The 24,278-nt window shown below is 63.6% G+C and carries 18 protein-coding genes and 1 tRNA gene; 7 read left to right on the top strand and 12 right to left on the bottom strand.

Annotated features, from left to right (window positions below; translation table 11 throughout):
- The 6 genes from ABCN07_RS04760 to ABCN07_RS04735 form a co-directional block, all read right to left on the bottom strand.
- Positions 1-2,139, bottom strand: coding sequence for a hypothetical protein (locus tag ABCN07_RS04760; protein WP_343005623.1), 2,139 nt, complete (start codon positions 2,137-2,139; stop codon positions 1-3).
- A 105-nt stretch (positions 2,140-2,244) separates the two neighbouring features.
- Positions 2,245-3,393, bottom strand: coding sequence for an AAA family ATPase (locus ABCN07_RS04755; RefSeq protein ID WP_343005621.1), 1,149 nt, complete (start codon positions 3,391-3,393; stop codon positions 2,245-2,247).
- A 1-nt stretch (position 3,394) separates the two neighbouring features.
- Positions 3,395-3,868: a hypothetical protein gene (locus ABCN07_RS04750; RefSeq protein WP_343005620.1), complete on the bottom strand. Its 474-nt coding sequence runs from the start codon at positions 3,866-3,868 to the stop codon at positions 3,395-3,397.
- An 84-nt stretch (positions 3,869-3,952) separates the two neighbouring features.
- Positions 3,953-4,534 (bottom strand): hypothetical protein, encoded by a 582-nt coding sequence (locus ABCN07_RS04745; protein ID WP_343005619.1) that lies wholly within the window; start codon positions 4,532-4,534, stop codon positions 3,953-3,955.
- Positions 4,535-4,714: 180 nt separating this feature from the next.
- A complete protein-coding gene (locus tag ABCN07_RS04740; protein ID WP_343005617.1) occupies positions 4,715-5,755 on the bottom strand; it encodes a hypothetical protein in 1,041 nt (346 codons plus the stop codon).
- Positions 5,756-5,875: 120 nt separating this feature from the next.
- A complete protein-coding gene (locus tag ABCN07_RS04735; protein ID WP_343005616.1) occupies positions 5,876-6,979 on the bottom strand; it encodes a hypothetical protein in 1,104 nt (367 codons plus the stop codon).
- A 518-nt stretch (positions 6,980-7,497) separates the two neighbouring features.
- On the opposite strand from ABCN07_RS04735, the gene ABCN07_RS04730 reads away from it, so the two are divergent.
- Positions 7,498-7,779, top strand: coding sequence for a hypothetical protein (locus tag ABCN07_RS04730; protein ID WP_343005615.1), 282 nt, complete (start codon positions 7,498-7,500; stop codon positions 7,777-7,779).
- On the opposite strand, the gene ABCN07_RS04725 is transcribed toward ABCN07_RS04730, so the two are convergent.
- From ABCN07_RS04725 to ABCN07_RS04715, 3 genes are all read right to left on the bottom strand, one after another.
- Complete coding sequence (locus tag ABCN07_RS04725; RefSeq protein ID WP_343005614.1) at positions 7,776-11,036, bottom strand: SNF2-related protein; 3,261 nt, start codon at positions 11,034-11,036, stop codon at positions 7,776-7,778. The genes ABCN07_RS04730 and ABCN07_RS04725 overlap by 4 nt on opposite strands.
- Positions 11,037-11,241: 205 nt before the next feature.
- Entirely contained in the window at positions 11,242-12,291 is a 1,050-nt protein-coding gene (locus ABCN07_RS04720) for a hypothetical protein (RefSeq protein ID WP_343005612.1), read from the bottom strand.
- Positions 12,292-12,765: 474 nt separating this feature from the next.
- Positions 12,766-14,265, bottom strand: coding sequence for an ATP-binding protein (locus tag ABCN07_RS04715; protein ID WP_343005611.1), 1,500 nt, complete (start codon positions 14,263-14,265; stop codon positions 12,766-12,768).
- 583 nt (positions 14,266-14,848) lie between these two features.
- Here ABCN07_RS04715 and ABCN07_RS04710 point away from each other — a divergent pair.
- Entirely contained in the window at positions 14,849-15,538 is a 690-nt protein-coding gene (locus ABCN07_RS04710) for a hypothetical protein (protein ID WP_343005609.1), read from the top strand.
- 59 nt (positions 15,539-15,597) lie between these two features.
- Here the strand turns inward: ABCN07_RS04710 and ABCN07_RS04705 are convergent.
- The 3 genes from ABCN07_RS04705 to ABCN07_RS04695 all read right to left on the bottom strand — a co-directional run bounded on the left by ABCN07_RS04705 (position 15,598) and on the right by ABCN07_RS04695 (position 18,583).
- Positions 15,598-15,674, bottom strand: a tRNA-Met gene (locus tag ABCN07_RS04705).
- A gap of 139 nt (positions 15,675-15,813) precedes the next feature.
- Positions 15,814-17,949, bottom strand: coding sequence for an ATP-binding domain-containing protein (locus ABCN07_RS04700; RefSeq protein WP_343005608.1), 2,136 nt, complete (start codon positions 17,947-17,949; stop codon positions 15,814-15,816).
- A 121-nt stretch (positions 17,950-18,070) separates the two neighbouring features.
- On the bottom strand, positions 18,071-18,583 hold the full coding sequence (locus ABCN07_RS04695) for a histidine phosphatase family protein (protein WP_343005606.1): 513 nt from the start codon (positions 18,581-18,583) through the stop codon (positions 18,071-18,073).
- Between the two features lie 371 nt (positions 18,584-18,954).
- Between ABCN07_RS04695 and rapZ the strand changes: the two genes are divergently transcribed.
- The 5 genes from rapZ (at position 18,955) to tpiA (ending at position 24,275) form a co-directional block, all read left to right on the top strand.
- A complete protein-coding gene (rapZ, locus tag ABCN07_RS04690) occupies positions 18,955-19,860 on the top strand; it encodes an RNase adapter RapZ (RefSeq protein ID WP_343005739.1) in 906 nt (301 codons plus the stop codon).
- Entirely contained in the window at positions 19,861-20,781 is a 921-nt protein-coding gene (gene whiA / locus ABCN07_RS04685) for a DNA-binding protein WhiA (RefSeq protein ID WP_343005604.1), read from the top strand.
- A gap of 394 nt (positions 20,782-21,175) precedes the next feature.
- Positions 21,176-22,201: a type I glyceraldehyde-3-phosphate dehydrogenase gene (gene gap, locus ABCN07_RS04680; RefSeq protein WP_343005602.1), complete on the top strand. Its 1,026-nt coding sequence runs from the start codon at positions 21,176-21,178 to the stop codon at positions 22,199-22,201.
- Between the two features lie 120 nt (positions 22,202-22,321).
- The gene (locus ABCN07_RS04675; protein WP_293844556.1) at positions 22,322-23,512 is read left to right on the top strand and encodes a phosphoglycerate kinase; all 1,191 of its coding nucleotides are present in this window, start codon (positions 22,322-22,324) and stop codon (positions 23,510-23,512) included.
- A complete protein-coding gene (gene tpiA / locus ABCN07_RS04670; RefSeq protein ID WP_343005598.1) occupies positions 23,505-24,275 on the top strand; it encodes a triose-phosphate isomerase in 771 nt (256 codons plus the stop codon). Before ABCN07_RS04675 ends, tpiA begins: the two co-directional genes overlap by 8 nt.
- The last annotated feature ends 3 nt before the right edge of the window (positions 24,276-24,278 follow it).

The raw sequence follows: 24,278 nt of genomic DNA, 5'->3' as shown, positions 1-24,278 counted from the left end.
CTAATTGTACCCGTCGACGTCAACGTTCCATCTGCGGCCGGTAAGTCTCCAGTCAGAGAAGTCATTGGCGTCGCCGTCAACCTCGTACTCGAGGAAGTTCAGGTCATGTTTGCCGTCATGGTTGTTCCAGAAGAAGTAGCGGGGACGCTGGTCGTCGGAGACCATGAAGACGGGCGTGCTACCGGCGAGGACGGAGGAGTTTCCGCAGGCACCATCCGTGTCGATCCCGTCCCAGGCACCCACGGCCCACTCGAGCGTGGCCGGCAGGTCGAGGTGGCCGGTGGGGACCTCGCTGATCGTCAGCGGCTGTGAGGCGTCCGCGCCGGCGGGCTTCACGAGCAGGATCGGCGAGGTGGTCTTCGTGAGCTCCTCGTGTCCCCAGGGCCAGACGCCGTGGTCCGCGGTGATGACGATGGTGGTCTGGTCATACACGCCGAGCTCCTTGAGCTGCTCGATGTACTCCTCGACGATGTCGAGCGAGCCGCGACCCTGCGCGATCATGGACGCGTGGTCCTGCGTGGTCGTGACGGTGTTGCCGTTCTCGTCCATGGTGTAGGGCCAGTGGGTGCCCTGGCAGTGGATGACGCGGTAGGCGCCGCCGGCGGAATCGTCGGAGGCGGTGAGGCAGGGCTCGGAGAAGAGCGCGTGCATGCCCTTGTCGTCGAAGACGTAGGGCGTCTTGTCCGCGGACTCGGTGCCAGTGGGCGCGATGGCCTCGTTGAGCTGGTCCGTCGTGAACCAGAGGAACGGCTTCAGGGCGTAGGGGAGATCGCGGTAGAGGCCGCATCCGCCAAGGGCCTTGGCGCAGCTCAGGAAGTTGGCGATGTAGGGTTCGACGGTGTGCACGTTCATCGTCTTGCTCGCGAGGGCGTTCGCGCCGTAGGACACGGAGTCCGAGTAGACGCCCACGGAATAGCCCTGCTCGGCTGCGACGTCGAGGAGATTGCGGTCCGAGAACCAGGACTCGAGGTCCGCCGTGGTGAACTCGTCCAGCGAAGGGTCGAAGTCATGGCCGGTGACGATGAAGGGAACGCCATAGCGCGTGGGGATGACAGAGCCGAGGGAGTTGCGGTACCAGGTGAACCCGCCGAGGTCATCCGCGGCGTCGGGGTACTGCTCCATGACATCGTCCATGTCCTTGGTATCGAACATGTCGAGTACGAACACCACGACGTTGCTCTTGGCCGAGACGGTGGTGAGACCCTCCTTGGTCACCGTCGGGCGAGTTAGGGCCTCGGCGTTCTGGAAGCCGAGCGCGCAGAGTGCGACGCTCTGGGCGATGACGATGACGAGGCAACACGCCACGGCGGTGACGCGGCTTGCGAGGGGTCGCTTCCAGGCGAGGAGTGCCGCTGCCGCGAGAATGACGATCCAGGCGATACTCGAGATCGTCGTCCTGCGGTGATAGGCGGCCCAGTCGACGGGCGAGCCGTCAGCCGCGGGAAGCGACTTATTGAGCACGAGTTCCTGGAGCAGGGCACAGAGACAGATAGCCGCGACGATGGCGAGGACGACATCGAACGCGCGGCCGCGGGCAAGCGAGGTGGCGAGCGCAAGCGCCGCGCCTGTCAGCGCCACGAGCGCGATGAGCGGCAGCCAGACGTTGGCCAGGGTGAACGAGAGCGACTGGAAACCGGGGATGACCACCTCGAGGGGCGACACGAAGAAGAGGCAGTACGTGAGCGAGAGTGAAACGATGAGCGCGAGCACGAGGCGAGCGCGCCAGGAGAGGGTGGGCGCGGGATGCTCGACGCGCGCGGAGAGCATGGCGCGGGCGCGTTCGTCAGCGGAGGCGAGGGATGCCTGGTCCGAGCAGGCGCGCGCCTCGGCCTCGACGCACTTGCCCGTGTTCTCGTCGACGTGGAGGGCTCGCAGCAGCGCGCGGCGGGCGCGACGCCACACCACACCGAGAACGGCGGAGAGCGCGACGGCGACACCGGCGAGCGCCTGGATGGTGTAGGTCATGACACTCGGGTCGACATAGGCGAGTGCGGGGGTCGCGAGCACGACCCAGACGAGGGCGCATGCTGCGAGTGCGAAGCAGACGTCGAACGCGGCAACGGTGGCGCGTCGTGAGGCGGGCATACGACGGGCGGAGGAGTGGCTCGTGCGGGCTGCGCGAGAGGGGATGAACTTCAAGGGAGGTCCAATCGGCGGAATGGCGACAAACAACCTTCAATGATAACCATTACCGCTGCGTGGGCCGCTTGGGATGGCGTCCCGCGGCCTGTCTCGCCATCCCGGCTACGCAAAACCCATCGGGTGCTTGGCCGGGCTTGCCAAATCGTCCTCGGCGAGGGCCGCCTCGAGCGCGGCGTCGGTGAGCGTGCCGCCAGCCCCGAGGGTTGCCTGCTTGATGAGCCAGCGCTCGAACAGGGTCCTGGCGCTGCGGGCGTTGGCGTAGCCGGGCGTGCGGGTGAGAGCGAGGCAGGCTCCGGAGAGGCGCTCGCGGGCATCTTCCGCGACCGTCACGCCGCGCTCGGGCGCGAAGATGTCGACGAGGATGTGCTCGAGGGTCTCGGCGTCATAGTCGTCGAAGTTGAGGCGCAGGGAGAAGCGCGAGGTGAGACCGGGGTTGATCTCGAGGAAGCGAGACATCTGGGCGGGGTAGCCCGCCGCCACCACGACGACCTCGCCGCGTCCCGCCTCCATGAGCTCGACGAGGGCGTTGATGGCTTCGAGGCCAAACTCGGCGGTGTCCGCGAGCTTGTAGGCCTCGTCGATGAAGAGCGTGCCGCCACGGGCGCGCTGCCATGCCGCACGGACGAGGCCCGCCGTGTGGCCCACGTAGCGGGCCACAAGGTCGTCGGCACGCGCCTCGACGAACTCGCCGTCGAGCACCTTCGCGGCGCGGCCGAACTCGTGCAGCTCGCGGGCGAAGGTGGTCTTGCCGGACCCGGGGTTACCGAGCAGCATCGTGTGGAGGCAGACGGCGTCGCGGCCGTATGCCTGCGCGGCGCGCATGCACTCGACGGCGCGGCGAACCTGCTCTTCCATGCCCGTAAGGCGCGAGAAGGGCTTGGAGAACACTTCGTTTTCCGGCGTAATCTCGGACATCGAGATGGGGCGGCACTCGTTCGCGAGCTCGAGCTCACGTGCGATCTCGAGGGAGGTCTTGTCCTTGACGTTGGGGTTGATGGGGCGCGTCTCGAGCGTGGCGCCCTTGAATACCTCCTCTACCTCCTCGATGGTGGGGCAATCGCCGCCAAGGACGAGGCCCTTCTTCTTGCCCTGGCACTTGAAGGCGAGCGGGAGGGCGGCTTGTCCGCCCTCCACCTTCGCGTGGCCCACCACGAGCGGGCAGTTTTTCGAGGCGAGCAGGTTGAGGGCGTCGAGGACTGCCTCGAACTGCTCCTCCGAGAAGCTGAGCCTGCCGCCGTAGTAGGCCGCCATGCTAGTCCTCCTTCTCCATGAGGTTGTCGATGCTGTAGGGGTTGTTGACGTTCTCGCCGCGCTTGGCCGCCACGGCGACGTACTGGTTGATGACGGGGAGGAGGCGGCGCGCGGCAGCGATCTGGCGCTCCATGACGGACTTGAGCTCTTCGGCGCTGTCGTATTCGAGAGCGCTGGTGAGGAGGACCTCGCCGTCGACCGGATCGGCGGAGAAGTCGAAGTTCTCTGGCATCTCCTGCACGGCGAAGAGCAGGTCGATGGCGCTGGTGCCGGGAACTACCTGCGGGAAGTTCATGACTACGTGGAGCTGGCCCTTCTTGTCGCCGTCGTCATAGGCGTTGACGGTGACGGGATAGGTCTCGCCGTCGATCTCGATCAGGGCGCCCATGCTGTCGTTGTCGTAAGGGACGAAGGCATAGTCGGTGCAGTTGAAGGCGAAGCCGAGGCGGCCGCAGTTGGGATTCTCGCAGAGCATGGTGGTCCTTTCGTTTGGATGCTTGTGGGTGTTGCGCCGAGCTGTTGGCGTCGTGGCAGGTCTCGCGAACGATCTTGCGACCGGCTAGTCGCTATCGCTGGAGAAGTACTCCGACATGAAGGCGAACTTCATGCGGCGCTTCGTGTTTTCGAGCCAGACGTCGTGGACGCTCTTCTCGCCGTTGCGGATGTCGATGGCGTCGCGCAGGGACGAGCACAGGGTGTGGTTCGTGATGGTGATGAGGCGGTCCAGGTCGAGGTCGTCAGTGACGGCGTGACGGGTGACGGAGGCGAAGGGCTCGCCGGGCACGGCGCGCCTGAAGCCGCGAATCTTGTAGTTTGCCTGGCGGAGCATCTGGAAGGCGCGAAGAGCGGCGACGTTCTCCTCGTTGACGCCGATGGGCACGCTCGCCTCGACCTCGACCATGCCGTCCACGAGCGAGACGGTCGTGGTCACCGGCTTGTTGAGGTAGATCTCGCGGGCGCACCAGCGGTTCTCGCCCGCCGGATAGAAGGTGAGGTCGTCGTTGGCGGCAAGGACGCTGCGAACCCAGGCCACGGGATCTTCCGTGGGGCTGATGCCGGGGTTGGATGCCGGACGCTCGCCGTTTTCGTTGTCGTTGTCGTTGCCGGTGCCGAAGAGCTCGTCGATCTTGCCGAAGTCCATGTGTTGTCCCTTCTCTCGGATGGGCAGCCATCTGTTGGGTCGACTGCCCGGTTGGGTGGGCCGTCGTCCTGCTGGGCCGGCTGCCCGCTTGCTGACAAACACAATGACCGAGACGGCAACGGCCCCCGGGGGTATGCCGGGGGCCGCTTCAGGGATTGATTGGGGATTCGGTTTTTCGCGCTACTCGAGCGTGCGGCTTTTCAGGTGCGCCCTGCTGCAGGCGACGTCGAAACGCTGGCGGATGAGCTCGCGCGTCTCCTCGTCGTCAGCCTGTCGATAGGCGATCTCGTAGGCGTCGAGCAGCTGCGTCACCTTGGTCTCGTTGCCAAAGCCGTCGGCGTATTCGCGCTGGTTCGATATCTCGGAGTCGAGCGCGAAGGCCTCGTAGAGGAGAAACGCGCTGGCGCTTGCGCTCTGATGGTTCTGCGCGAGGCTGGCGTATCCGCGCCTGGCGACGTCGCCGATCTTCCTCGCGGCAACCGTCGAGCCAAAGAGCTGCAGGTAGGTCATGCAGCACTGGGAGGCGGGCATGAGGGTCATGCTCTTGTCGATGGGCGTGCGCTGGGGCGAGAAGATCGCGTCTTCGAGCTCCTCGGCCGCCTCGGTCATGTGGTTGGCGGCAGCGAGGACCTCCGCCTTCTGGTTGCGCACGCGTTCGTCGAAGGCGTGGCATGCCTCGTAGGAGTTGAGGATGTCGACGGCCTTCGAGACGAGCGCTTCGCACTCGTCGTCGGGGAGGGAGTCGAGCGCGAACTTGAAGAAGGACGCGACCCAAACGACGAGGTACCAGTCCCAGCGATCCATGCGAATCTCGAGCGCCTGATTGACGAACGCCATGCCCTCCTCGATGTAGCCGAGCCTGGCGCAGGCCTGGACGGCGTCCGCCAGATGGGTGACGGACTTCGGAAAACGGTCAAGGCCGAGCTTCGCGAGGTTGAGGGCATACTCGAAGTCATGGCTCGTGAGGAAGACGTTTGTGAGGTTGTGCAGACTGACGCTGTCAACCGAGATGTCGTCGAAGTTGAGGACGAGATCGGCGATGGATCGCCTCAGCCCGCCGGAGTCTGCCCCCTCGACGAGGGCGAGGGCCTCCGTGGTCGACACGATGGGGAGCCCTCCGTACCAGCTGTCATCTTCTTCCTCGGGCCCGCAGTCCTGCTCGGCGGCGTTCTGGTTGTCAACGTCGGTCTCGTCGTAGGGCATCTTGTCTTCTTCGAGCATGTGGTTCCCTTCTTCGCGGGTGGGAGGAGCGTGGCCGTGCGTTTGCGGTGCGGGTTGCGTCTGTGGCGCGGTTCGTGCGGGCGTGTGATCGTGCGGTCTGCGGAGCAAAGCGCGCGCTTGCTAGAGGTTGGTCTGGACGATTCTTAGGAGTCCCTCGAACGCCGCCGTGCCGAGAAGCGCGAGCGCGAGCAGAAGCGCGAGCGCGAGCGAAGCGTCGCCCGACGACGTGCGTGCGATGGCAAAAACAGCGCTCTTTACCTCGCCATTCGTTGATGACTTAAGGTCTGCGAGCATGGCACACGTTGCGTCGGGATCAACCCCGGGAAGCGTCGCGAGCTGCTCGTGCCATCGGGCGATGCCGAGGCCATTCGATGCCGTGAGCGCGTCGCGTGCCGCCTGGCGTTCGATGGGCGAGAGGGTCCCGGAGAGCGTTCGCTCGCGGCCGTCCTCGTCGGCGGGCAGCGCCTTGATCAGCGCCGCCGGGAAGAGGGCGTCGAGCGCTTCCTCCTCGCTCCAAGCACGGATGCCGAGAGGGGAGGAGGGACCGTCTACGAGCATGGCTAGCAACGCGCGAAGCGTGGGCGCGTCTGGCGGCGTGGCGTTGGCATCTGCGTTCCCGGTATCGCTCGCTGCGGGGGCGCCTTTCGCCTGCGGCTCCAGCTCCTCGGAGGGCTTGCGCTCTGCGTGCGCGAAGAGGAGCCTGCCCAAGGCGAGCGTCGTCAGGCCCGCAGTCTTCTCGTCAGCGTTCTTGCAGCGGCGAATCGCCTCGTTGATATCGTCGCGTTCGATGCCGCGCTCTGCCAGTGCGGCGGCGATTTTGCCGAGGCGGCTCGCGCGGTTGCGTTGGTCGGCAAAGCTGCCCAACACCGTCTGGAAAGCGGTTGCATAGGCGTTCTCGTTGAACCAGGCGTCTTGCTCGGCGAGGACGTCGTCATAGCTCAGGCGGGGCGTCTTCGTGCGTGGCAGGTACTGGGTCTTCGTTCGCTTCACGTATTTGAAGGGGTCCTCGTTGACGACGAGGCACATATAGTCACGTTCGGTGTTGCGGTCGAGATTGACGGAATCGTCCTTGCTGCGGACGGGTTCTCCGTAGGCGTCGAGCAAGGGGCGGCCCTTGTTCTCGAAGAGGTGGCGCAGCATCGCGTCGTTGTTGTAGGGGGTGCCCGCAGCAGCGATGGCGAGGAGCTTGAGAAGGATGTCCGCCGAATAGGCCGTGCCTGCCATGCGCCCTCCTGATGTCTGCCGCCGCAATAGCGAGGGCGTGGTTTTGAACCAGCGGCTAGCATATCGCCGCCGCGATTTCTTGCACGAGAGTCGCCGCGCCTTGCCTTGGGCGGCTTTGGCCGCGAGCGGTCTCTAGAGTCAAATGTAACACGCGTGTCAAGGGCGACGGAGTGCCGCCCAAAGAGCTGAGTAGTGCCATCTACCTGGGATTGCGTGAGGTGACGAACGCGGTGCCCGTATCATCAATCGGTGGCTGACGAAGCTCACTCCTGCTTTGGACGGCCCTCGGGCACTGCCCCCGGAGAGGTTCGACGCTTCCGGCGGATCCGGGCGCTTTCGGCGAGGCCTTAGACGCCGCTTCCGTCAAACCCCAAACAATCCCCGTCGCCACCCTGTGCGACCCCTCGAGCCGGCGGTGCCTCTGCGGTTGAATGTGTGGCAACGAGCGGGGACAAGCCCACTCGCCCAAGGTTTCGCCGGATTTGGCGAAACGTGAGAATGCGAGGAAAGGAACTGCCATGATGTGCTGGGGATGGGCCTCTTACGACGTTGACGCGAGTGACGAGAACGGCAACCCCTACGAGGGCCACGAGAACGACTCCGATTACACGAGCTACACCGAGGTCTACGACAACGGCCGCATGAGCCACTACGACGCCGAGGACGGCAACTGGGACAACGGTCACTCCCATTATGGCTACGGCTCCATGGATGACTACATGAGCGGCGACGCTCGCGACTGGAGCCGCGAGGCGGGAGACCCCGACAACTCCAATCATGACTGGACGAGCCCCTTCTAGGGCGCTGGGCTGGGTAGCTTGGCGCCGCAGTAGCAGCAGAACTTGGTGCCCGGGGAGAACTCATTGCCGCAGTTGGGGCAGAACCGCGGCGCCATCTTGACCGCTGCCGGCCGAACCGCGCCACCCTCGTGGGTGCCGACGCTCACCGCGAGCAACGTATCCACCGTGGGCTTCGGGCGCGATGCGGGCCTCGTGTTCGCCTGGCGCGTCGCGTCCGTCACGCGCCTGGACCTTGAGGCGGGCACATGCGCGACGCCTTCCGTGCGGGTGCTGGCACGAGCCGCGCCCTCGTCATCGATGCCGAGCCCTGACTCGCGAGCCTCTGCCATCTCGCGCTCCACCTGGGCCGCGAGCTCAGGGTTCTCCGTCTTGATGCGCTCGATCTCCTCCTCGATGATCTTGCCCATACCCTTGTCGTCCACGGCGATGTCCTGCTCGGCGGCAGCGGCTGCCGCGGAGGACTTGTCCGCGAAGGCGTCGAAGATTTGCTGCTTGCTGCGGATGATCTCGAGGATGTGCTCGTCGACCGTGTTCTCGCACAGCAGGCGGAAGGCGAGCACGCTGCGCGTTTGCCCCATGCGATACGCGCGCGAGACCGCCTGGTTCTCGATCGAGGGCTTGTACTGCGGCTCGCAGAAGACGACGACGCTCGCGCACTGGATGTTCATGCCGGTTCCGCCCGACTGGATCTGCGCCACCAGCACCGATCCGGGCTCCGCGGCGTCAAACTCCTCGACGATTTCCTGCCTTCTCGCGGGAGGGACGGAGCCGTTGATCATGCCGACGCACTTGTCGCCCAGCAGGTTTGCGATGCCATAGGCGGTGTTGAGGAAGAACGTGAAGACGAGGACCTTCCTGCCGTCGTCCGCGCCGCTGTCGATGATCTCGAGCAGCCTCTTCGCTTTGGAGGAGTCCTCCTCGAGGTTGGCGACGTTCCACGAGACCTGGCGCGACGCCATGATCGACCTCCTGAGGACGGCGCGCTCGTACGCTTCCTTCTCCACTTCGCCGAGGGTGCACCACTCCTCGCTCTCGATGAGCTCCGGGAGCTCCGTGAGCACGTCCTCCCTCTTGCGGCGGTAGTAGACGGGGGCGATTTCGTCCCTGAATCGCCGCGCGCCAGACATGAAGGCGAGGGGCCTGGCGCGCCTCGCGACGTCCGGGCGGAGATAGCCGATCAGGGTGAGCATCTCGTCGACCTTGTTCTCGAGCGCGGTACCCGTCATGAGGAGGACCCTGTTGGCGTTCTCGAGCAACCTCAGGGTGTTCTTCGAGCGCGCTGCCTCGGGATTCTTGATGTAATGAGCCTCGTCGACCACGGCGAGGCCATAGGTGGAGCCTTCGGCGAGTTTCAGCTTTCCGGTGGTCTCGTAGGTGGTGACGGCGACGCCGCCGGTCCTGGTCCAGTCTTCGAAGGCTGTGCGGCAGTTGCGTCCGTGCACCTTCGTCACGCGGAGCTTGCTGTGCTTCTTGACCTCCCTGCACCAGTTCTCGAGCACGCTCGCGGGGCAAACCACGAGGAACTTCGTCTCGCCGACGTTCTTCAGCGAGACCATCGCCGCGATGGCCTGGACGGTCTTTCCCAGGCCCATCTCGTCGCCGAGCAGGGTCTTTCCCTGATGGAGGATGTATTTCACGCCCCACTCCTGATAGCGACGCAGGGTGCAGTTCAAGCCCTCCGGGAAGAAGGCCTCGTCTTGGATCTCGCGGGCGAGTTCCTCTGGCAGGCCGAAGAGCGTGTCGTCGTTGCCAAGGGCCTCGGGCACGACGTCTTCCAGGATGTTGATGATCGCGACGGGGTTCGCGGTGAACTCCGCCCAGGCCCGGTCTGCGGGCACGGCGTTTTGCTCGAGCTTATACATACGCTTGAGGGTGGCGTTGGCCTTCAGGGCGGTTTCGCTCACGAGGAAAGCGTTGAGGCTGCTATACGCGTCCGTTGCCTTCTCGCGCTCCTCCGGGGTGGAGAAGAGCCAGGCCATCGGCTTCCTCGCGATACTGAGCTCGGCGAGTGGCGTGCCGGTCTCCTCGGTGACCGCGTTTAGGAGGGCGCCACACTCATGGGAGAGTTTCCTCCACTCTTTGAGCGCGGAGGCGGCGCAGAGGATGCGGGTCGCCTCGGGCGTCTTGTTGTCTGCCGAGAGACGGAGCTTGAGGCCCTTCTCAACCTCGCCTGCAAACTCTGTCGCCGCCTTCTTGATGTCGCAGGCGCCGGAGTAGGAGATGCCATGCACACTCTCTAGCTCGGTCTTTGTCGCGGCGTAGACGTCCGCGATGGTCTCGAAGCCCGCGTCCCTGAGCGACTTGACACGAATGCCGCGCCCGGTACGGGCGAGCTCCTTGATGGGGACGGTCTTGAGGGTGCTGAGCACGTCTCCCGCGAAGCTCTTGCTGACGGCCCTGCGAATAATGCTTTCCAGGGAGGCCGGGCTGGCATCAGACTTCTCCGAGAGTCGCGCACCGTAGCCTGAGACTTCGCCCGAAAGCTTCTTCGCATCTGAGGAGAGGAACTGCCAGTCGTCAGTCCCGACCACTGACGGGGAGACCGTGCCGACCTCGCGAAGCGCGTCTTCCCGGTTTGAGGAGAACCACGCCCACGCGGCGTCTTCCGAGATAGCGGGAAGTGAGTTGAGCGTGTCGAGGGCGGTTGACGCAGTGGGGTCGAGACGCTGGTCTATCAGGGTTTTTAGCTCGAGGTAGGATCTCTTGGCCTCGTCCTTCTTGTCGCGAGAGGCGAACAGCCGCTTGAACGTGCCACTGCCCGCCTCGATCTTCTCGACGAGGGTCTGAACATGCGGCCCGTAGGCATCTGCGGCGTGTTTGCAGATCGCTGCGGGCTGATAGGAGTTTGTGGAGACAAAGGCGGCGTGGAGCATCGCGTTTGCAGCGGCGTCGTGGGGGCCGTCGAGGTTGATGCGCATTCCCTCGAACGCTCGCTGCTGACACTCCGCGAGGGTGTGCGTCTCAAGCCCGTCTGTAATATGTACGAGGGAGGGGTTTTCGATGCCGTTCAGCTGGTCGAGGGTGATGGCCCCCAAGGGGTTGATGTCGAGCACTTCGTAGGTGTTCTCTCCCGTTTGTCGAATCACGACATCCGAAAAGCGGGCATCGACCTTTCTGCTACGTGTCTCCCGCACGATCTGGGCAAGCTCCGCGTGACGCGTCTCTGACAGCTGAGCGGCAGCGCTGAACTCCTCCAGCAGGGCGTTGGAACGCTCGATCAAGTCTCTTGCCTCGCTGTTGGTGAATCCTCTAGCCATCAAAAGCCCTATCTCAAGACATTAATTGCGGACCATCCATTCTCCTACACGTACACTGAGGCGGCGGGTCTATTCGTTGAACGGCCGCGCGCCGCCGAGAGTCGAGGCGCGGGCGTGGACGGTCGAGCCGCTGCCCGCCGAGCCTGCCCATGACGTCCGCGCACTCGCTACCGCCCGCCGAGCCTGCCCATAGCGCCCGCGCCTGTCACTGCTCGCCTTCGCCCTCTCCCATCAGCTGCATGGCGAGCTGCTTCGCGTCCTCGTCCCCGGTTAGCTCGTAGAGGCCTATGGCTGCCCGCGTTGCCGTTTGCGCGTCATCGTGCTCGAGGGCGATGCCGATGATCGATGACAGCGCGGCGAGCGTGCCCTCGTCAGGGAGATAGGCTTCTCCGGACCTCTCGAGGATTGTCGCCGCCTCGTCTACGGTCATGCCCGTGAAATCAGCGCCGCACTCTCTCTTGAGGTACATGAGCTCGCTGCCAACGAGGTTGCTGTTCTCGAATACCGTGCTGAAGACCAGGTACGCGGCGGCAAGCTCGTAGTTGCCCACTTCGACGAGGTAGAAGGCCTTTTCCCTGTGGAACTTGGCCATGCCGGCGGCGTCGCGAACGTACGGATGGGCCGTATCGAGGGTCTCGTTCAGAGTCTCCATGTCCCCGAGCTTCTTGTAGTTCTCGCCAACCTCGAAGCGGAGGTTGACGTCCGAGGGATTCCACCTGATGGCCTTTTCCTCGGCGGCAATGGCGGCCTCGTGCTGGCCGGTCTCATAGAGGCAAGCGCTGTAGAGAGCGTAGACATGGCTGAAGGGTTCCGGGCAGACGCGCACGATCCGCGACTCGTCAGTGTGCACCCTCCAGACGATCTCCTCGATGGGCGAGGTGAAGTCGAAATAGACGCTCTCCTTGTCATCGCGGTAGCACCCTGCGGCAATCATTTCGTCAAAGCTCTGAACAAGGGGCTCGATGAGGTGAAGGGCCTTCTCCGGATCGCCGGTCTTCAGGCAGAAGACAACTTCCTTGAGGACTGATTCTGTTCCGTCCGCATGGTTGTCGACGAGCTTCTGAAACTCATCCTTCTTGTCATCAGGCAGGGCATCGAAGATCATCCTGCCGATCGCGCGAAGGATCTCCCTGCTCTGCGGGTGCTCTCGATACTCCTCCGCCTTGCTCTTGAGATAGGGGATGTCATGGCTCGCGTCGCGCTCGAGCCCCATTGCGATTTCCGTCATTACCTGGTCGAAGGTGAGTTCATTCATGGTGTCCCCTTTCAGGCTTGTCTGGTGCTGTTGGCTGTGGATGATTCGGGTGGGGCCCGACGTCTCGCCGATCATGGAATCGAGCTCCATTACGCTTGCGCCGCTGGTGCCTACTGCCGCCAAAAGCGATTCCGGGCTTGAAACCGTCGTCCTGCGTTCGAACCGCGAACGCCGAGCTGGCTATGGTCGGCTCCCATCTCCTCATGGCGGGACCATCATCGCAGTCCCTCCGGACACTAATTGCACTACGCCTGACCTGGGGCTTAATGGGACACTTCGCCGTAATGCCCGTTGCGACGCCGCGTGGGGCGACGTCTGGCCGGTGCGGGCTCTGTGTGGCTGATGGCGGGCGAGCGGCCAGCAATGCGAAAAAGGGTCGGAAGCGATGCTCCCGACCCTGAACGTTTGGTCGCGGGGGCAGGATTTGAACCTACGACCTTCGGGTTATGAGCCCGACGAGCTACCAGACTGCTCCTACCGACGCAGACGGTAGCGCCGCTTGGGGCTATTGGCCGTCCCAATCCCCTCGACAATTCCCTCTTCCATAAGCGCAGACAAATATCTGCGCACGGTTTTTACCGACATCCCCGACGCTTTCGCAAGTTCCGACGTGCTTACGCTCTCGCGATCAGTGATGTAACCCAGAATGGCAGTCTTCACGTTTTCCTTTGTGTATGAGCGGTCTTCCTGATCCGTCATACGCCGATGCCTCATGATCAAAACAAACTCATCGAGAGTGCTTTTGGCAATCGGCGCAGGCATCAAAGCTTGTTCGAGCTCCCTATTAATTGTCGGATAACCTGAGCCTCGATTCTCGACAACACGACCGATCCTGCCATCAATATCGGAATACGGCACATCTTCGAGAATTCGAGCTAGAAACTGGTTCCTCGAAGCCGTTGCGCCTCGTTGTCCCAAGCGCTCGACCGTCAACGAGCCGAACAAGCCACCGGGGTTGGACAACTCCATGCGATCGGGATAAAGGTCGACCATTACGGGGGTGCCTAACGCGTCGGGAGAATAATCCCTATGCATCAATGCGTTGGCAACAGCCTCACGGACTGCAGCCAACGGGTAGTCCGGCACGTTTTCCCTCAATGCGCCTCTTACGATTGCGCCATGCTTCATGTTTCGCGATGCAGCCCGCACCGCATCAACCACCATGATGGGTATTGGCCCGTCGATATCGACCGAATCAGAGAAGCGTTCCCCGACTCTCCCCACCTCGCCCTTCTTCGATGTCGGATATACTGTGAACACAACATTGGCTCGAGGGAAAAACTGCTGCGGACAAAAACCCAACGCCATAATGCCGGCGACGGTCGGCCTCAAGACCCCTTCAGTATCAGGAGATACCACGCGTCGATTCGCCATAAGCTCCTCGTCGCTTAAGGCAGCGGACCTGCCCAGCGTTGTTGCTCTCACACGCGAGAGCCATCCCGCAAGCAAATCTTTGTCAAAGTCATCCATCGTTGCACCCTCAACGACAACGGCATCGTTGCGCGCGCTCCGGTATTGATTCTCAATGTATCGATCGATTTCATAAGATGACATCTTGTGATCGCCATCGCCCGTTCTTATGTATGAGCCAAGGCGTTGACCGAGCTTTTTGACATAGCACGGCTTCTCTCGCGGCGAAGCCTCGGGGACATTGACCACAACGACAGGCTTTGACTCAAACTCCAAAACCATGATGTCTACTATCTGAGGAGGCTCAATGAGCTCCCTCGCCGCCTGAGCGCTATGTGCCTGAATCACCTTCACATCGATGTCCACCGAATGGAAGCCGTCCCTTTCACTGATACCGAAAACGATCGTTCCGCCAGCTCCATTAGCAAAAGCAGAAATTGAATCCGGCATCGTCTTGGGAAAACCGCCTGCTGCCGTTTTGAGTTCGTATTCGGCAAGATCCGTCCCCGCGGCCCTCATATGCTCAACCGCAGCGGCCAACTCGATATCATTCGTAATGAACATAGCTGCCCTTCGATTGAATCATTAGTTAGTCCCCACTATACCTCAGTCATTCCTTAGTTCCCCAGTAAAGTTCCCTAGTTCCCCAGTAAAGTTCCCTAGTACCACAGTAAAGTTCCCTAGTTCCCCAGTAGAGTTCCCCAGTTTGCACTCTGCTGGCTTGTGTCAGGTTGGGTATGCAATGCCGCCCTGTCCAAACGTCTCGTCCTGTAACACCTGGTCGGCAAAATCGGGTCTACCTGTTACAGATCGAGATTTTGTTTGGGAAGTTGAGGGCCGAGCCGATAACACAGTCCCGGAATAACAAAAAAAGCTCGCAGGCTAGGCCGACGAGCTACAAATTCTTGGTCGCAGGGGGCAGGATTTGAACCGGCGACCTTCGGTTATTTGAGACAGCTCTATGGTTCGATGCGTATGATTGTCGACATCATTCAGTGAAAAGAAAGGCTCCCATAGTCTCGATCAAGACAAGCCCAGATCGTTTTGCTTGCGCGGTTAATCCATCTTTCCTGGCGTGGGCATTCGCATCCAAGTGCTGTCATCATTCACCTTGATTCCCCAATGCCTCTCGTAGGTATCAACAAACTTGAGCACGACGGCCTTGAATACTTCGGCGTTTACGCGCGTACCTCCGGACCCGCAGTCGAATGTGCAGGGGGTCGCAGCCGCGGTTGTCCCACGAGAGCTCAATCGGTCCATCTTTGAGCTCGAAATAGATGTTGGAGAGGACGGCTCCGCCGCTTTCATGACTCCGGGTGTGTTCCCATGTCCATGGGTCAAGCAAGTCGTAGTAGGAATAGGCGTCGAATTCCTGCATGCCATCGGTATCGAATTCGCGGGCATTGCTGTCTTTTTGCGTCGCGAACCCTCCTTCGATTTGGAGCGGGTATGGATCTTCCCACATAGTGAGGGCAAAAGATTTAAGCCAGGCTACGAGGTCTTCGAGATGAGGCCGGCGGGTTGTGTAATGCTTGCCGTTCTCCGCGAGGCCCAACGGGTTTATGTTCTTCGCGAATGGCGCGAGGACGGTGAGCCCGCTGTTGCCAAGGAACTTATAGCAACGCCGAACTCAGGCGGATTGCCTATGATGCTATCGATGTCGTTGCGTACCATCTCGGCGTTTTGCTCGCCTGCAGGCTTAATCGTCGATATCTGCTATTTCTTCCTCTTTCCTTTTCCCTTGCGTAGCTTCTGGTACTCGGCATCGGTAATCCTATTGTCGTCACGCATCTTTCGCAGAATTCTTGCGGGGATATCGGGAAACCCGTCTATCTGATACCCGTCTATCTGATACACGAAAAAGGGCCGGAAGCGATGCTTCCGACCCTGAACGTTTGGTCGCGGGGGCAGGATTTGAACCTACGACCTTCGGGTTATGAGCCCGACGAGCTACCAGACTGCTCCACCCCGCAATATGTGATGCGCTTCAAGCGCAAGAAAGAACTATACGCAGCTTCCCTAGGCCCGTCAAGAATGTGGAGAAACCTCCACAATTGGGTTAGGCCGCCCTTATCGCTCGGGCTTGCCAGCACCTCCGAGGGCCAGTCCGCCCTACCCCAGCAGCGGGCTGAGCTCGCCCTGGGCCAGGAGCGTCGCCTTGTGCATCGCGCGCGAGATCGCGGTGTAGAGGCGCCGGCGCGCGAGGGGCGTGTCGGGGTAGGTCTCGGCGCTCGCGTCCGGGATGATCACGTGGTCGAACTCGAGGCCCTTCGCCAGGCGTAGCGACATGATGACCACGCCCGTCGCCGGGAGCTCGCGGTCGCGGTTGATGACCTCGGCGGCATCCCCCAGCTGCTTGGAGAGCCAACTCACGGCGCCGTCGTTCGCGGCGACGATGGCGGTGAGGCCCTCGTCCTCGCTCGCGCCGGCAACGACCTCCTTGAGGGCGGCGAGGAACTCGTCGCGCCCGGGCAGGGCCTCGATGCGCGGGGCCACGCCGGCACGGTGGACGCTCGCGAGCTTGACGGGGGAGTCGTGCTCGACAAGGCCGCTGAATAGCGCCGTGATCTCCGGGCTCGAGCGGTAGCTCGTGAGGAGGCGGCACTCGTCGACGCTGCCGTGGCTCTGCGCGAACAGCTCGCGGATCTCGTCGAAGCTCGCGGTGCCCTCGCGGATGGCCTGGTGCTCGTCGCCCAGCATGAGGAAGTGCGCGCGGCTGAAGAAGCGCGCGAGCACCATGAGCTGCGCGAGCGAGTAGTCCTGGACCTCGTCGATCATGACGTAGCGCGCGTTGGTGTCGCCGCGGCCGGTCACGAGCAGGCGCAGGTACAGCCACTCGCTCGAGCTCACACTCTGGGTCCCCAGCAGGCGCATAGCGATGCGGTCGAGGCGCAGCCACGAGAGGTGCTCGATCTCGTCCTCCACGCCGGCGTAGCGCTGCTCGAGCCAACGGCGCGTGAGCTCGAAGGTCTCGTCCTCGGTGTCGGGGCTCACGGTCTCCCCGAAGAAGCGCACCTGGTCGTCGACATCGAGGCCGAGCATCTCCTCCTGGTACTCCATGTTGCGCGCCATGCTAGCGATGCGGCGGCTCACGCCCTTGAGCAGCTCGTCCTTGACGAGGGCGCAGAGGCGCGGGCCCACGCCGAACTTCGCGAACTTGGCGACGGCCGCCTCCACCTGGTTCGCCTTGAGCATGACCGTATCTCCGCAGCGCACCTCGCGCAGGTCCGCCACGGTGAGCTCGAGGCCGGGCAGGCCCTCCTCGAGGCGCCTGAGGTTCGCCGGGTCCGTGTCGATGCCGAGGCCTCGGCCACCCGCGCCCTGGGCCTCGCAGAAGTCGCGCCAGGTGTAGACCTGTGGGTTCGCCTCGCCCATGGAGGGCAGGACGTTGTCGATGTAGTGCTCGAACACGGCGTTGGGCCCGAAGAGGTGGACCTGGCTCGGGCTCAGCGTCTCGCGCTCGCGGTAGAGGAGAAACGCGATGCGCTGGAGCATGACGGAGGTCTTGCCCGATCCCGCGATGCCGTTCACGAGCAGCACGGGGACGTCCTCGTGGCGCACGACCTGGTTCTGCTCGCGCTGGATGGTCGCCGTGATGTCGCGGAGCTTCTCGGAGTGGTGGCTGCGAAGCGCGCCGAGCAGAAGCGAGTCCTCGATGGCGACCGTGGTGTCGAAGTACATATTGAGGTGGTCGCGCGTGATGTCGAACTGGCGGCGAAGCTCGAGCTCAACGGTCTTGGTGCGCCCGTTGACGGTGTAGGAGGTCTGGCCGTTGTCCTGGTTGTAGTAGGTCTCGGCGACGGGGTTTCGCCAGTCGACGATGAGGGGACGGCTGCGGTCGTCGGTCATGCCGGCGGCGCCGATGTAGACGTCGCGCGCGGGGCGGTCCGGCGCCATCTTGAGGCGGACCTTCGCGAAGTAGGGCTGGCGCAGCAGGAGCAGGAGCCTGCGGAGCTTGTCGACGGAGAAGTCGTGGTACTGGTTGTAGGCGTCGATGACGGCGTTGAGCGTCTCGATGGCGGCGAGCGTCTCCATCGTCTCATCCGCGCCGCCGAAGTCCGGGCGGATCTCGTCGGAGAGCTCGCGCAGGTCCGCCGCGGCGCCCTCGTGGCCGTGCTCGAGCTCCTCCGCGAGCTCGTCGCGCATGGCGAGGAGCTTTGCGTAGATCTCGCTCAGGTGTGCCTGCTCCTCGGCGAGGATCGGGTCGTCTGGCGCGGCGGTCTCGATGTCTGTGGGTTCGACGCTCATGCTGCTCCCTGTGATCGCGGAGTGGCGACGCCGCCGATGCGCCGGCGTCGCCGCGTGCGGAATTTCGAATGATTAACTCTACCGCAAGGGGCGGGTGCGGGGGAGCGTCGCCGGGGCGCGGCTACCCGCGCGGCTTGGCGACCTTGGGGCCGCGGACATACCAGAGCACGTCGTCCTCGGGGACTTGCGCACGCGGGGTGCCCGGCAACGTGACGGCGGCGACGGACCCGGGGGTGAACGAGATGCACTCGCCCGTGAGGCGCTCGAGGACGTCCTCCATGAAGGGGATGTGGCCGACGGCGACTATCACCGAGCCGTCCGGCGTGTCCTCGATATCGTCAAAGAAGGCCTCCTGGTCCTGGTAGAAGAGGCAGTCGCGCTCCTCCGTGGCATACGAGACGCCGTTCGCGTCGAGCGCCGCCGCGACCTCCTCCGCTGTCTGGCGCGTGCGGAGCGCCGGGCTCACCCAGACGCGCGCGGCCTCATCGCCGGCGTCGAGAAGGGCGAACGCGCGCGGCAACGCCTCCGCCAGGGCCTCGGCGGCGCCCGGCACGAGGGGTCGCTCGGAGTCCGAGAGACCCGGCCTCGCCCCCTGCGCCTTGCCGTGCCTGACGAGAACGATGGTGCGTGCCATGCTGCCTCCAGTCTCCGTGTCCACCTGTCCATTATTACGCGAACCGCGTGCTTGGGATGGGTGAAATCGCAAGCGGTCCGGGGCGTGGGGCTGTCCGGCGTGTGTCCCTCTCGCCTGTTTGCTGCCCCGGGATGTCCCTTTCGCGACGGTGGCTTGGGGCCTCGGATAGTGTCCGGAAGAGCCTGTATACTCGGAGGGCAACGACGAAGGGGGAGACCATGGCGGCGGAGGAAAAGCAGAATCGGGCGTCCGAGCCTGAGGCAGCCGTGCGCACGGACGAGACGCGTTCGCGCGTGCTCCAGGCGGCAGAGGTGAGCGAGGCTCGTGCTGCGAGCTCGGTGGCGGCGCCGGCGGCAACCGGTGGCCAGCAGATGCGCGCCCGCGAGCTTGCCGCGCGCGTTCCGGACGTCGTGGTCATTACGGGCATGTCCGGCTCTGGCCGCACGCAGGCCATGCACGTCTTCGAGGACATGGGCTACTTCTGCATCGACAACCTGCCTCCGCGCCTCATCCTGCAGCTCGCACAGCTCGTGGGCATCAATACCGGCGTCGGCCGCCACCTTGCCGTCACGTGCGACCTGCGCAGCCAGGGCCTCTTCGATGAGATCTCTGATTCTCTCATCCAGCTTCGCGAGCATGAGATTTCCTGCAAGGTGCTCTTCCTCGACACGGCGGACAGCATCCTCATCCGCCGTTATGACGAGAATCGCCGTCGCCACCCGCTGGCACAGCCCGGCGAGTCGCTCACCAGCGCTATCGCGCGCGAGCGTCGCCAGCTTGCCTCGGTCCGCGATGCGAGCGACCTCGTGATTGACACGAGCTACCTCAAGGTGCGCGACCTGCGCGTCCGCCTGCGCCGCGCCTTCTCGGAGCTGACGGATCAGCAGCTCATGGAGGTGTCCGTCTTCTCCTTTGGCTTCAAGCACGGCATGCCCGTCGAGGCGGACCTCATGATCGACGTCCGCTTCCTGCCCAACCCCTTCTATGACCCGAAGATGCGCTCGCTCACCGGCAACGACAAGCTCGTGAGTGACTTCGTCCTCGGTAACCCCGTGACGGAGAAGTTTCTTGACGCCTGGTACAACCTGCTCGACGTCGCCATGCCAGGTTACGTAGCGGAGGGCAAGAGCCACCTCTCCATTGCTGTCGGCTGCACGGGCGGCCAGCACAGGAGCGTCGCGATTGCCAATGCCACCGCCGCTTACCTCGAGCGGGGCGGCTACCACGTGAGCCTCTCCCATAGAGACCTCGCCCTAGCCAACGTCAGGAATAGCTAAATGTCATTCACCGCCGAGGTAAAAGACGAGCTCGCTCGCGTGGGCGGCTCGTGCCCGGAGTGCGCCGTCGCGGAGCTCGCGGCGCTTGTCCGCGTTTGCGGCGCGTTGTCGTTCCATGGCTCGGGCACCTACTCGATCCGCGTCTCAACGGAGACGGGCGCCGTGGCGCGCACCGTCATCCGCCTCGCGCACGAGGTGTTCGATCTCGACACGTCTCTTACCGTGCGCCGCTCGAACCTCCACAGGTCGCGCAACTACCTGATTGAGATTCCGGAGCAGAAGGGCCTCGAGCAGGCGCTCATTCGCATGGGCGTCCTCGTTCTGGGCCGCGGTCTCTCGAGCGGCATCGCGGCGCGTGTCGTCGCCCGCCCGTGCTGCCGCGCGGCGTACCTGCGCGGCGCCTTCATGGCCGGCGGCTTCATCGCTGACCCGCGCGGAGACTTCCACCTCGAGATAGCGGTCACGGGTGACGAGTTCGCCGATGACCTCCTGGAGCTCCTCGATGACGAGGGCATTACTGCGCGCGTGAACCGTCGTCGCGGCTCCTACGCCATCTACCTCAAGAGCTTCGATGACATCGCTGCCCTCCTCGGCGTCGTGGGGGCGGAGCGCACGGCGCGCGCCGTCAAGAACATCCGCGTCATGAAGTCCGTCAAGAATGACGTCAACCGGCGCGTCAACGCGGAGCTCGCCAACCAGGCTCGCTCGACCGGTGCCTCGGCAGACCAGCTCGCCCTCATCGACCGCGTCGAGCGCGAGATTGGCTTCGACGCCCTGCCGCCCGCGCTCATGCAGTTCTGCGTGGCGAGGCGCGAGCATCCGGAGCTCTCGCTCCGTGACCTTGGAGCCCAGATGATGCCGCCACTCTCCAAGAGCGCGCTCTATCACCGCGTCCTTCGCCTGGAGAAGCTCCTCGAGTAGGTGTCGGGGCCCTCGCTTTCTCGCCACGCGGTCCGGGCTTCGTGTCTGCGTGTCCCGGCGTTGGCGCGACCCGCTTGCACGTGTGTTCTCCATTGGCGAGTTACTGAGGCGCGTAACAAAATGGAAACATGATGACCACACGAGTATCACCTCTGGCGGACATCGACCATAACCTTATGACTACCTGCGACAAGGACTTGGAGCGTGTGTCCGTTTGGCGAAGTGGTTGTCCATAGAACTATAGACAACTCGCAGGTAAACGGCACAATTTAGGAAATCAAATCATCTCTTAACCGTATAGCCGGAGCGATTTAGCGGTATTATCACCAATGGTGTTTCCAACGTGGCCCGCACGGCGCAAGGGGCGCCCGTGGGGTCTTCGAAAGGAGAAAGCATGGCAGTTAAGGTTGCTATTAATGGCTTTGGTCGCATCGGTCGTCTGGCCTTCCGTCAGATGTTCGGCCACGAGGGCTCCGAGATCGTCGCCATCAACGACCTCACCTCTCCGGATATGCTCGCCTACCTTCTGAAGTACGACTCCACGCAGGGCAACTACAGCCGCGACCACAAGGTTGAGTCCACCGAGGACTCCATCATCGTCGACGGCAAGGAGATCAAGATCTACAAGGAGGCCGACGCCAACAACCTGCCTTGGGGCGAGCTCGACGTCGACGTCGTCCTCGAGTGCACCGGCTTCTACACCAGCAAGGAGAAGGCTCAGGCCCACATCAACGCTGGCGCCAAGAAGGTCGTCATCTCCGCTCCGGCCGGCAAGGACCTCCCGACCATCGTCTACAACGTGAACCACGAGCAGCTCACCGCTGATGACAACATCATCTCCGCTGCTTCCTGCACCACCAACTGCCTCGCCCCGATGGCCAAGGGTCTCAACGACTTCGCTCCCATCGTCTCCGGCATCATGACCACCATCCACGCCTTCACCGGCGACCAGATGCCGCTCGACGGCCCGCAGCGCAAGGGCAACTTCCGTCGCTCCCGCGCCTGCTCCGAGAACATCGTCCCGAACACCACGGGCGCTGCCAAGGCCATCGGCCTGGTTCTCCCCGAGCTCAACGGCAAGCTTATCGGTGCCGCCCAGCGCGTCCCGACGCCGACCGGCTCCCTCACCAACCTCTACGCCGTCGTTGACAAGGTCGTCACCGTCGAGGAGGTCAACGCTGCCATGAAGGCCTACGCCGAGACCATCCCCGAGACCTTCGCCTACAACGAGGACCAGATCGTCTCCCGCGACATCGTCGGCGAGACCCACGGCTCCATCTTCGACGCCACGCAGACCATGGTCTCCGACCTCGGCAACGGCCAGTCCCTCGTCCAGGTCACCTCTTGGTACGACAACGAGAACTCCTACACCTCCCAGATGGTCCGCACCATCAAGTACTTCGAGAAGTTCGTCGCCTAAGTGACGCTTCCCTAGGTAGCTTTGGGGCGCGGTCGCAGCTTTCGGGCCGCGCCGCGCCCCTTTCGTTCTTCACGTAGGCGGGGTGGTCACACCGCCCGCCACAACCCTGAAAGGAACGACATGGCTTTCACCAAGAAGACCGTCCGTGACATCGATGTCGACGGCAAGCGCGTCCTTTGCCGCGTCGACTTCAACGTCCCCATCAAGGACGGCGTCGTGGGCGACACCACGCGCATCTCCGCCGCGCTTCCCACGATCAAGTACCTCGTCGAGCACAACGCTCGCGTCATCCTCATGAGCCACCTCGGTCGCCCCGAGGGCACCGGCTTCCAGCCCGAGCTCTCCCTCAAGCCGGTCGCCGAGAAGCTCGCCGAGATGAGCGGCCTCGACGTCACCTTCGTCGCTGACACCTACGGCGACGAGGCCAAGGCCGCCGTCGACGCCCTCGAGCCGGGCCACGTCCTCGTCCTCGAGAACGTCCGCTTCGACAAGCGCGAGAAGAAGAATGACCCGGAGATCGCCAAACGCCTCGCCTCCTACGGCGACGTCTTCGTCCTCGACGCCTTCGGCACCGCCCACCGCGCCCAGGGTTCCGTCGTTGGCCCGGCCGCTTACATCCCGGCCGTCGCTGGCTTCCTCCTCGAGAAGGAGGTCGACACCCTGACCGGCATCTTCGCCGAGCCCGAGCGTCCGTTCGTCGCCATCGTCGGCGGCTCCAAGGTCTCCAGCAAGATCGGCGTCCTCGATCACCTCATCGACTCCGCCGACACCCTCATCATCGGTGGCGGCATGGCCTACACCTTCTTCCTCGCTCAGGGCATGACCGTCGGCCAGTCCCTCAAGGAGGAGGACTGGGTCGAGCGCGCGGCCGAGATGCTCAAGAAGGCCGAGGACAAGGGCGTCAAGATCCTTCTCCCCGTCGACAACCGCGTTGCCGACCACTTCGGTGAGGACGCCGTGCCTGAGGTCGTCGCCTCCGACGCCATCCCCGATGACCGCGAGGGCATGGACATCGGTCCCAAGACCGAGGAGCTCTACGCCGAGGCCATCAAGGGTGCCAAGACCGTCTTCTGGAACGGTCCCATGGGCGTCTTCGAGTTCGACAACTTCGCCCATGGCACCGAGGCCGTCTGCCGCGCCGTGGCTGACGCCGACTGCACGTCCATCATCGGTGGCGGCGACTCCGTTGCGGCCGTCAACAAGTTCGGCCTGGCCGACAAGATGAGCTGGATCTCCACCGGCGGTGGCGCTTCCATGGAGCTCGTCGAGGGCAAGGCTCTTCCGGGAGTGGAGGCTCTTCTCGATGCGTAACCTCATGATTGCTGGCAACTGGAAGATGAACAAGAACTACACCGAGGGCGTTGAGCTCGCCCAGGGTCTCGCCGACGCTCTCGCCGGCAAGGACCTCAACGGTGTGGAGGTCGTCGTTTGCCCGCCGACCGTCGACCTCAAGGGTGTCTCCGAGGTCATAGACCAGACCAACGCCCAGTTCGCCCTGGGTGCCCAGAACGTCTACTTCGAGGAGTCCGGCGCCTTCACCGGCGAGACCGCTCCCTCCATGCTCGAGGCCGTGAACGCCACCTACTGCATCATCGGCCACTCCGAGCGTCGCGGCTACTTCGGCGAGACCGACGAGGACATCAACAAGAAGGCCAAGGCCCTCATGGCCCACGGCATCGTGCCCATCAGCTGCTGCGGTGAGCCCCTCGAGGTTCGCGAGGCTGGCAAGCACGTCGAGTTCGTCGTCGATCAGATCAAGGCCGACACCGAGGACCTCGAGATCACCGATCCGTCGAAGTACGTCATCGCCTACGAGCCCATCTGGGCCATCGGCACCGGCAAGACCGCCACGGCCGACGACGCCCAGGAGGTCTGCGGCGCCATCCGCAAGACTCTCGCCGAGATCTTCGGCCAGGAGACCGCTGACGGCATCCGCGTCCTCTACGGCGGCTCCGCCAAGCCCGGCAACATCGCCGAGCTCGTCGCTAAGCCCGACGTCGACGGTGCCCTCGTGGGCGGCGCCTCGCTCAAGGCCGAGGACTTCTCCCAGATGGTCATCAAGGCGGGGGAGTAATAG

The sequence above is a fragment of the Collinsella sp. 1033st1_E11_1033SCRN_220408 genome (genome assembly GCF_039062465.1).
Taxonomy (GTDB): Bacteria; Actinomycetota; Coriobacteriia; order Coriobacteriales; family Atopobiaceae; genus Parolsenella.
Note: the sequence above shows the minus strand (reverse complement) of the source record. Positions and strands in the feature narration are given on the sequence as shown.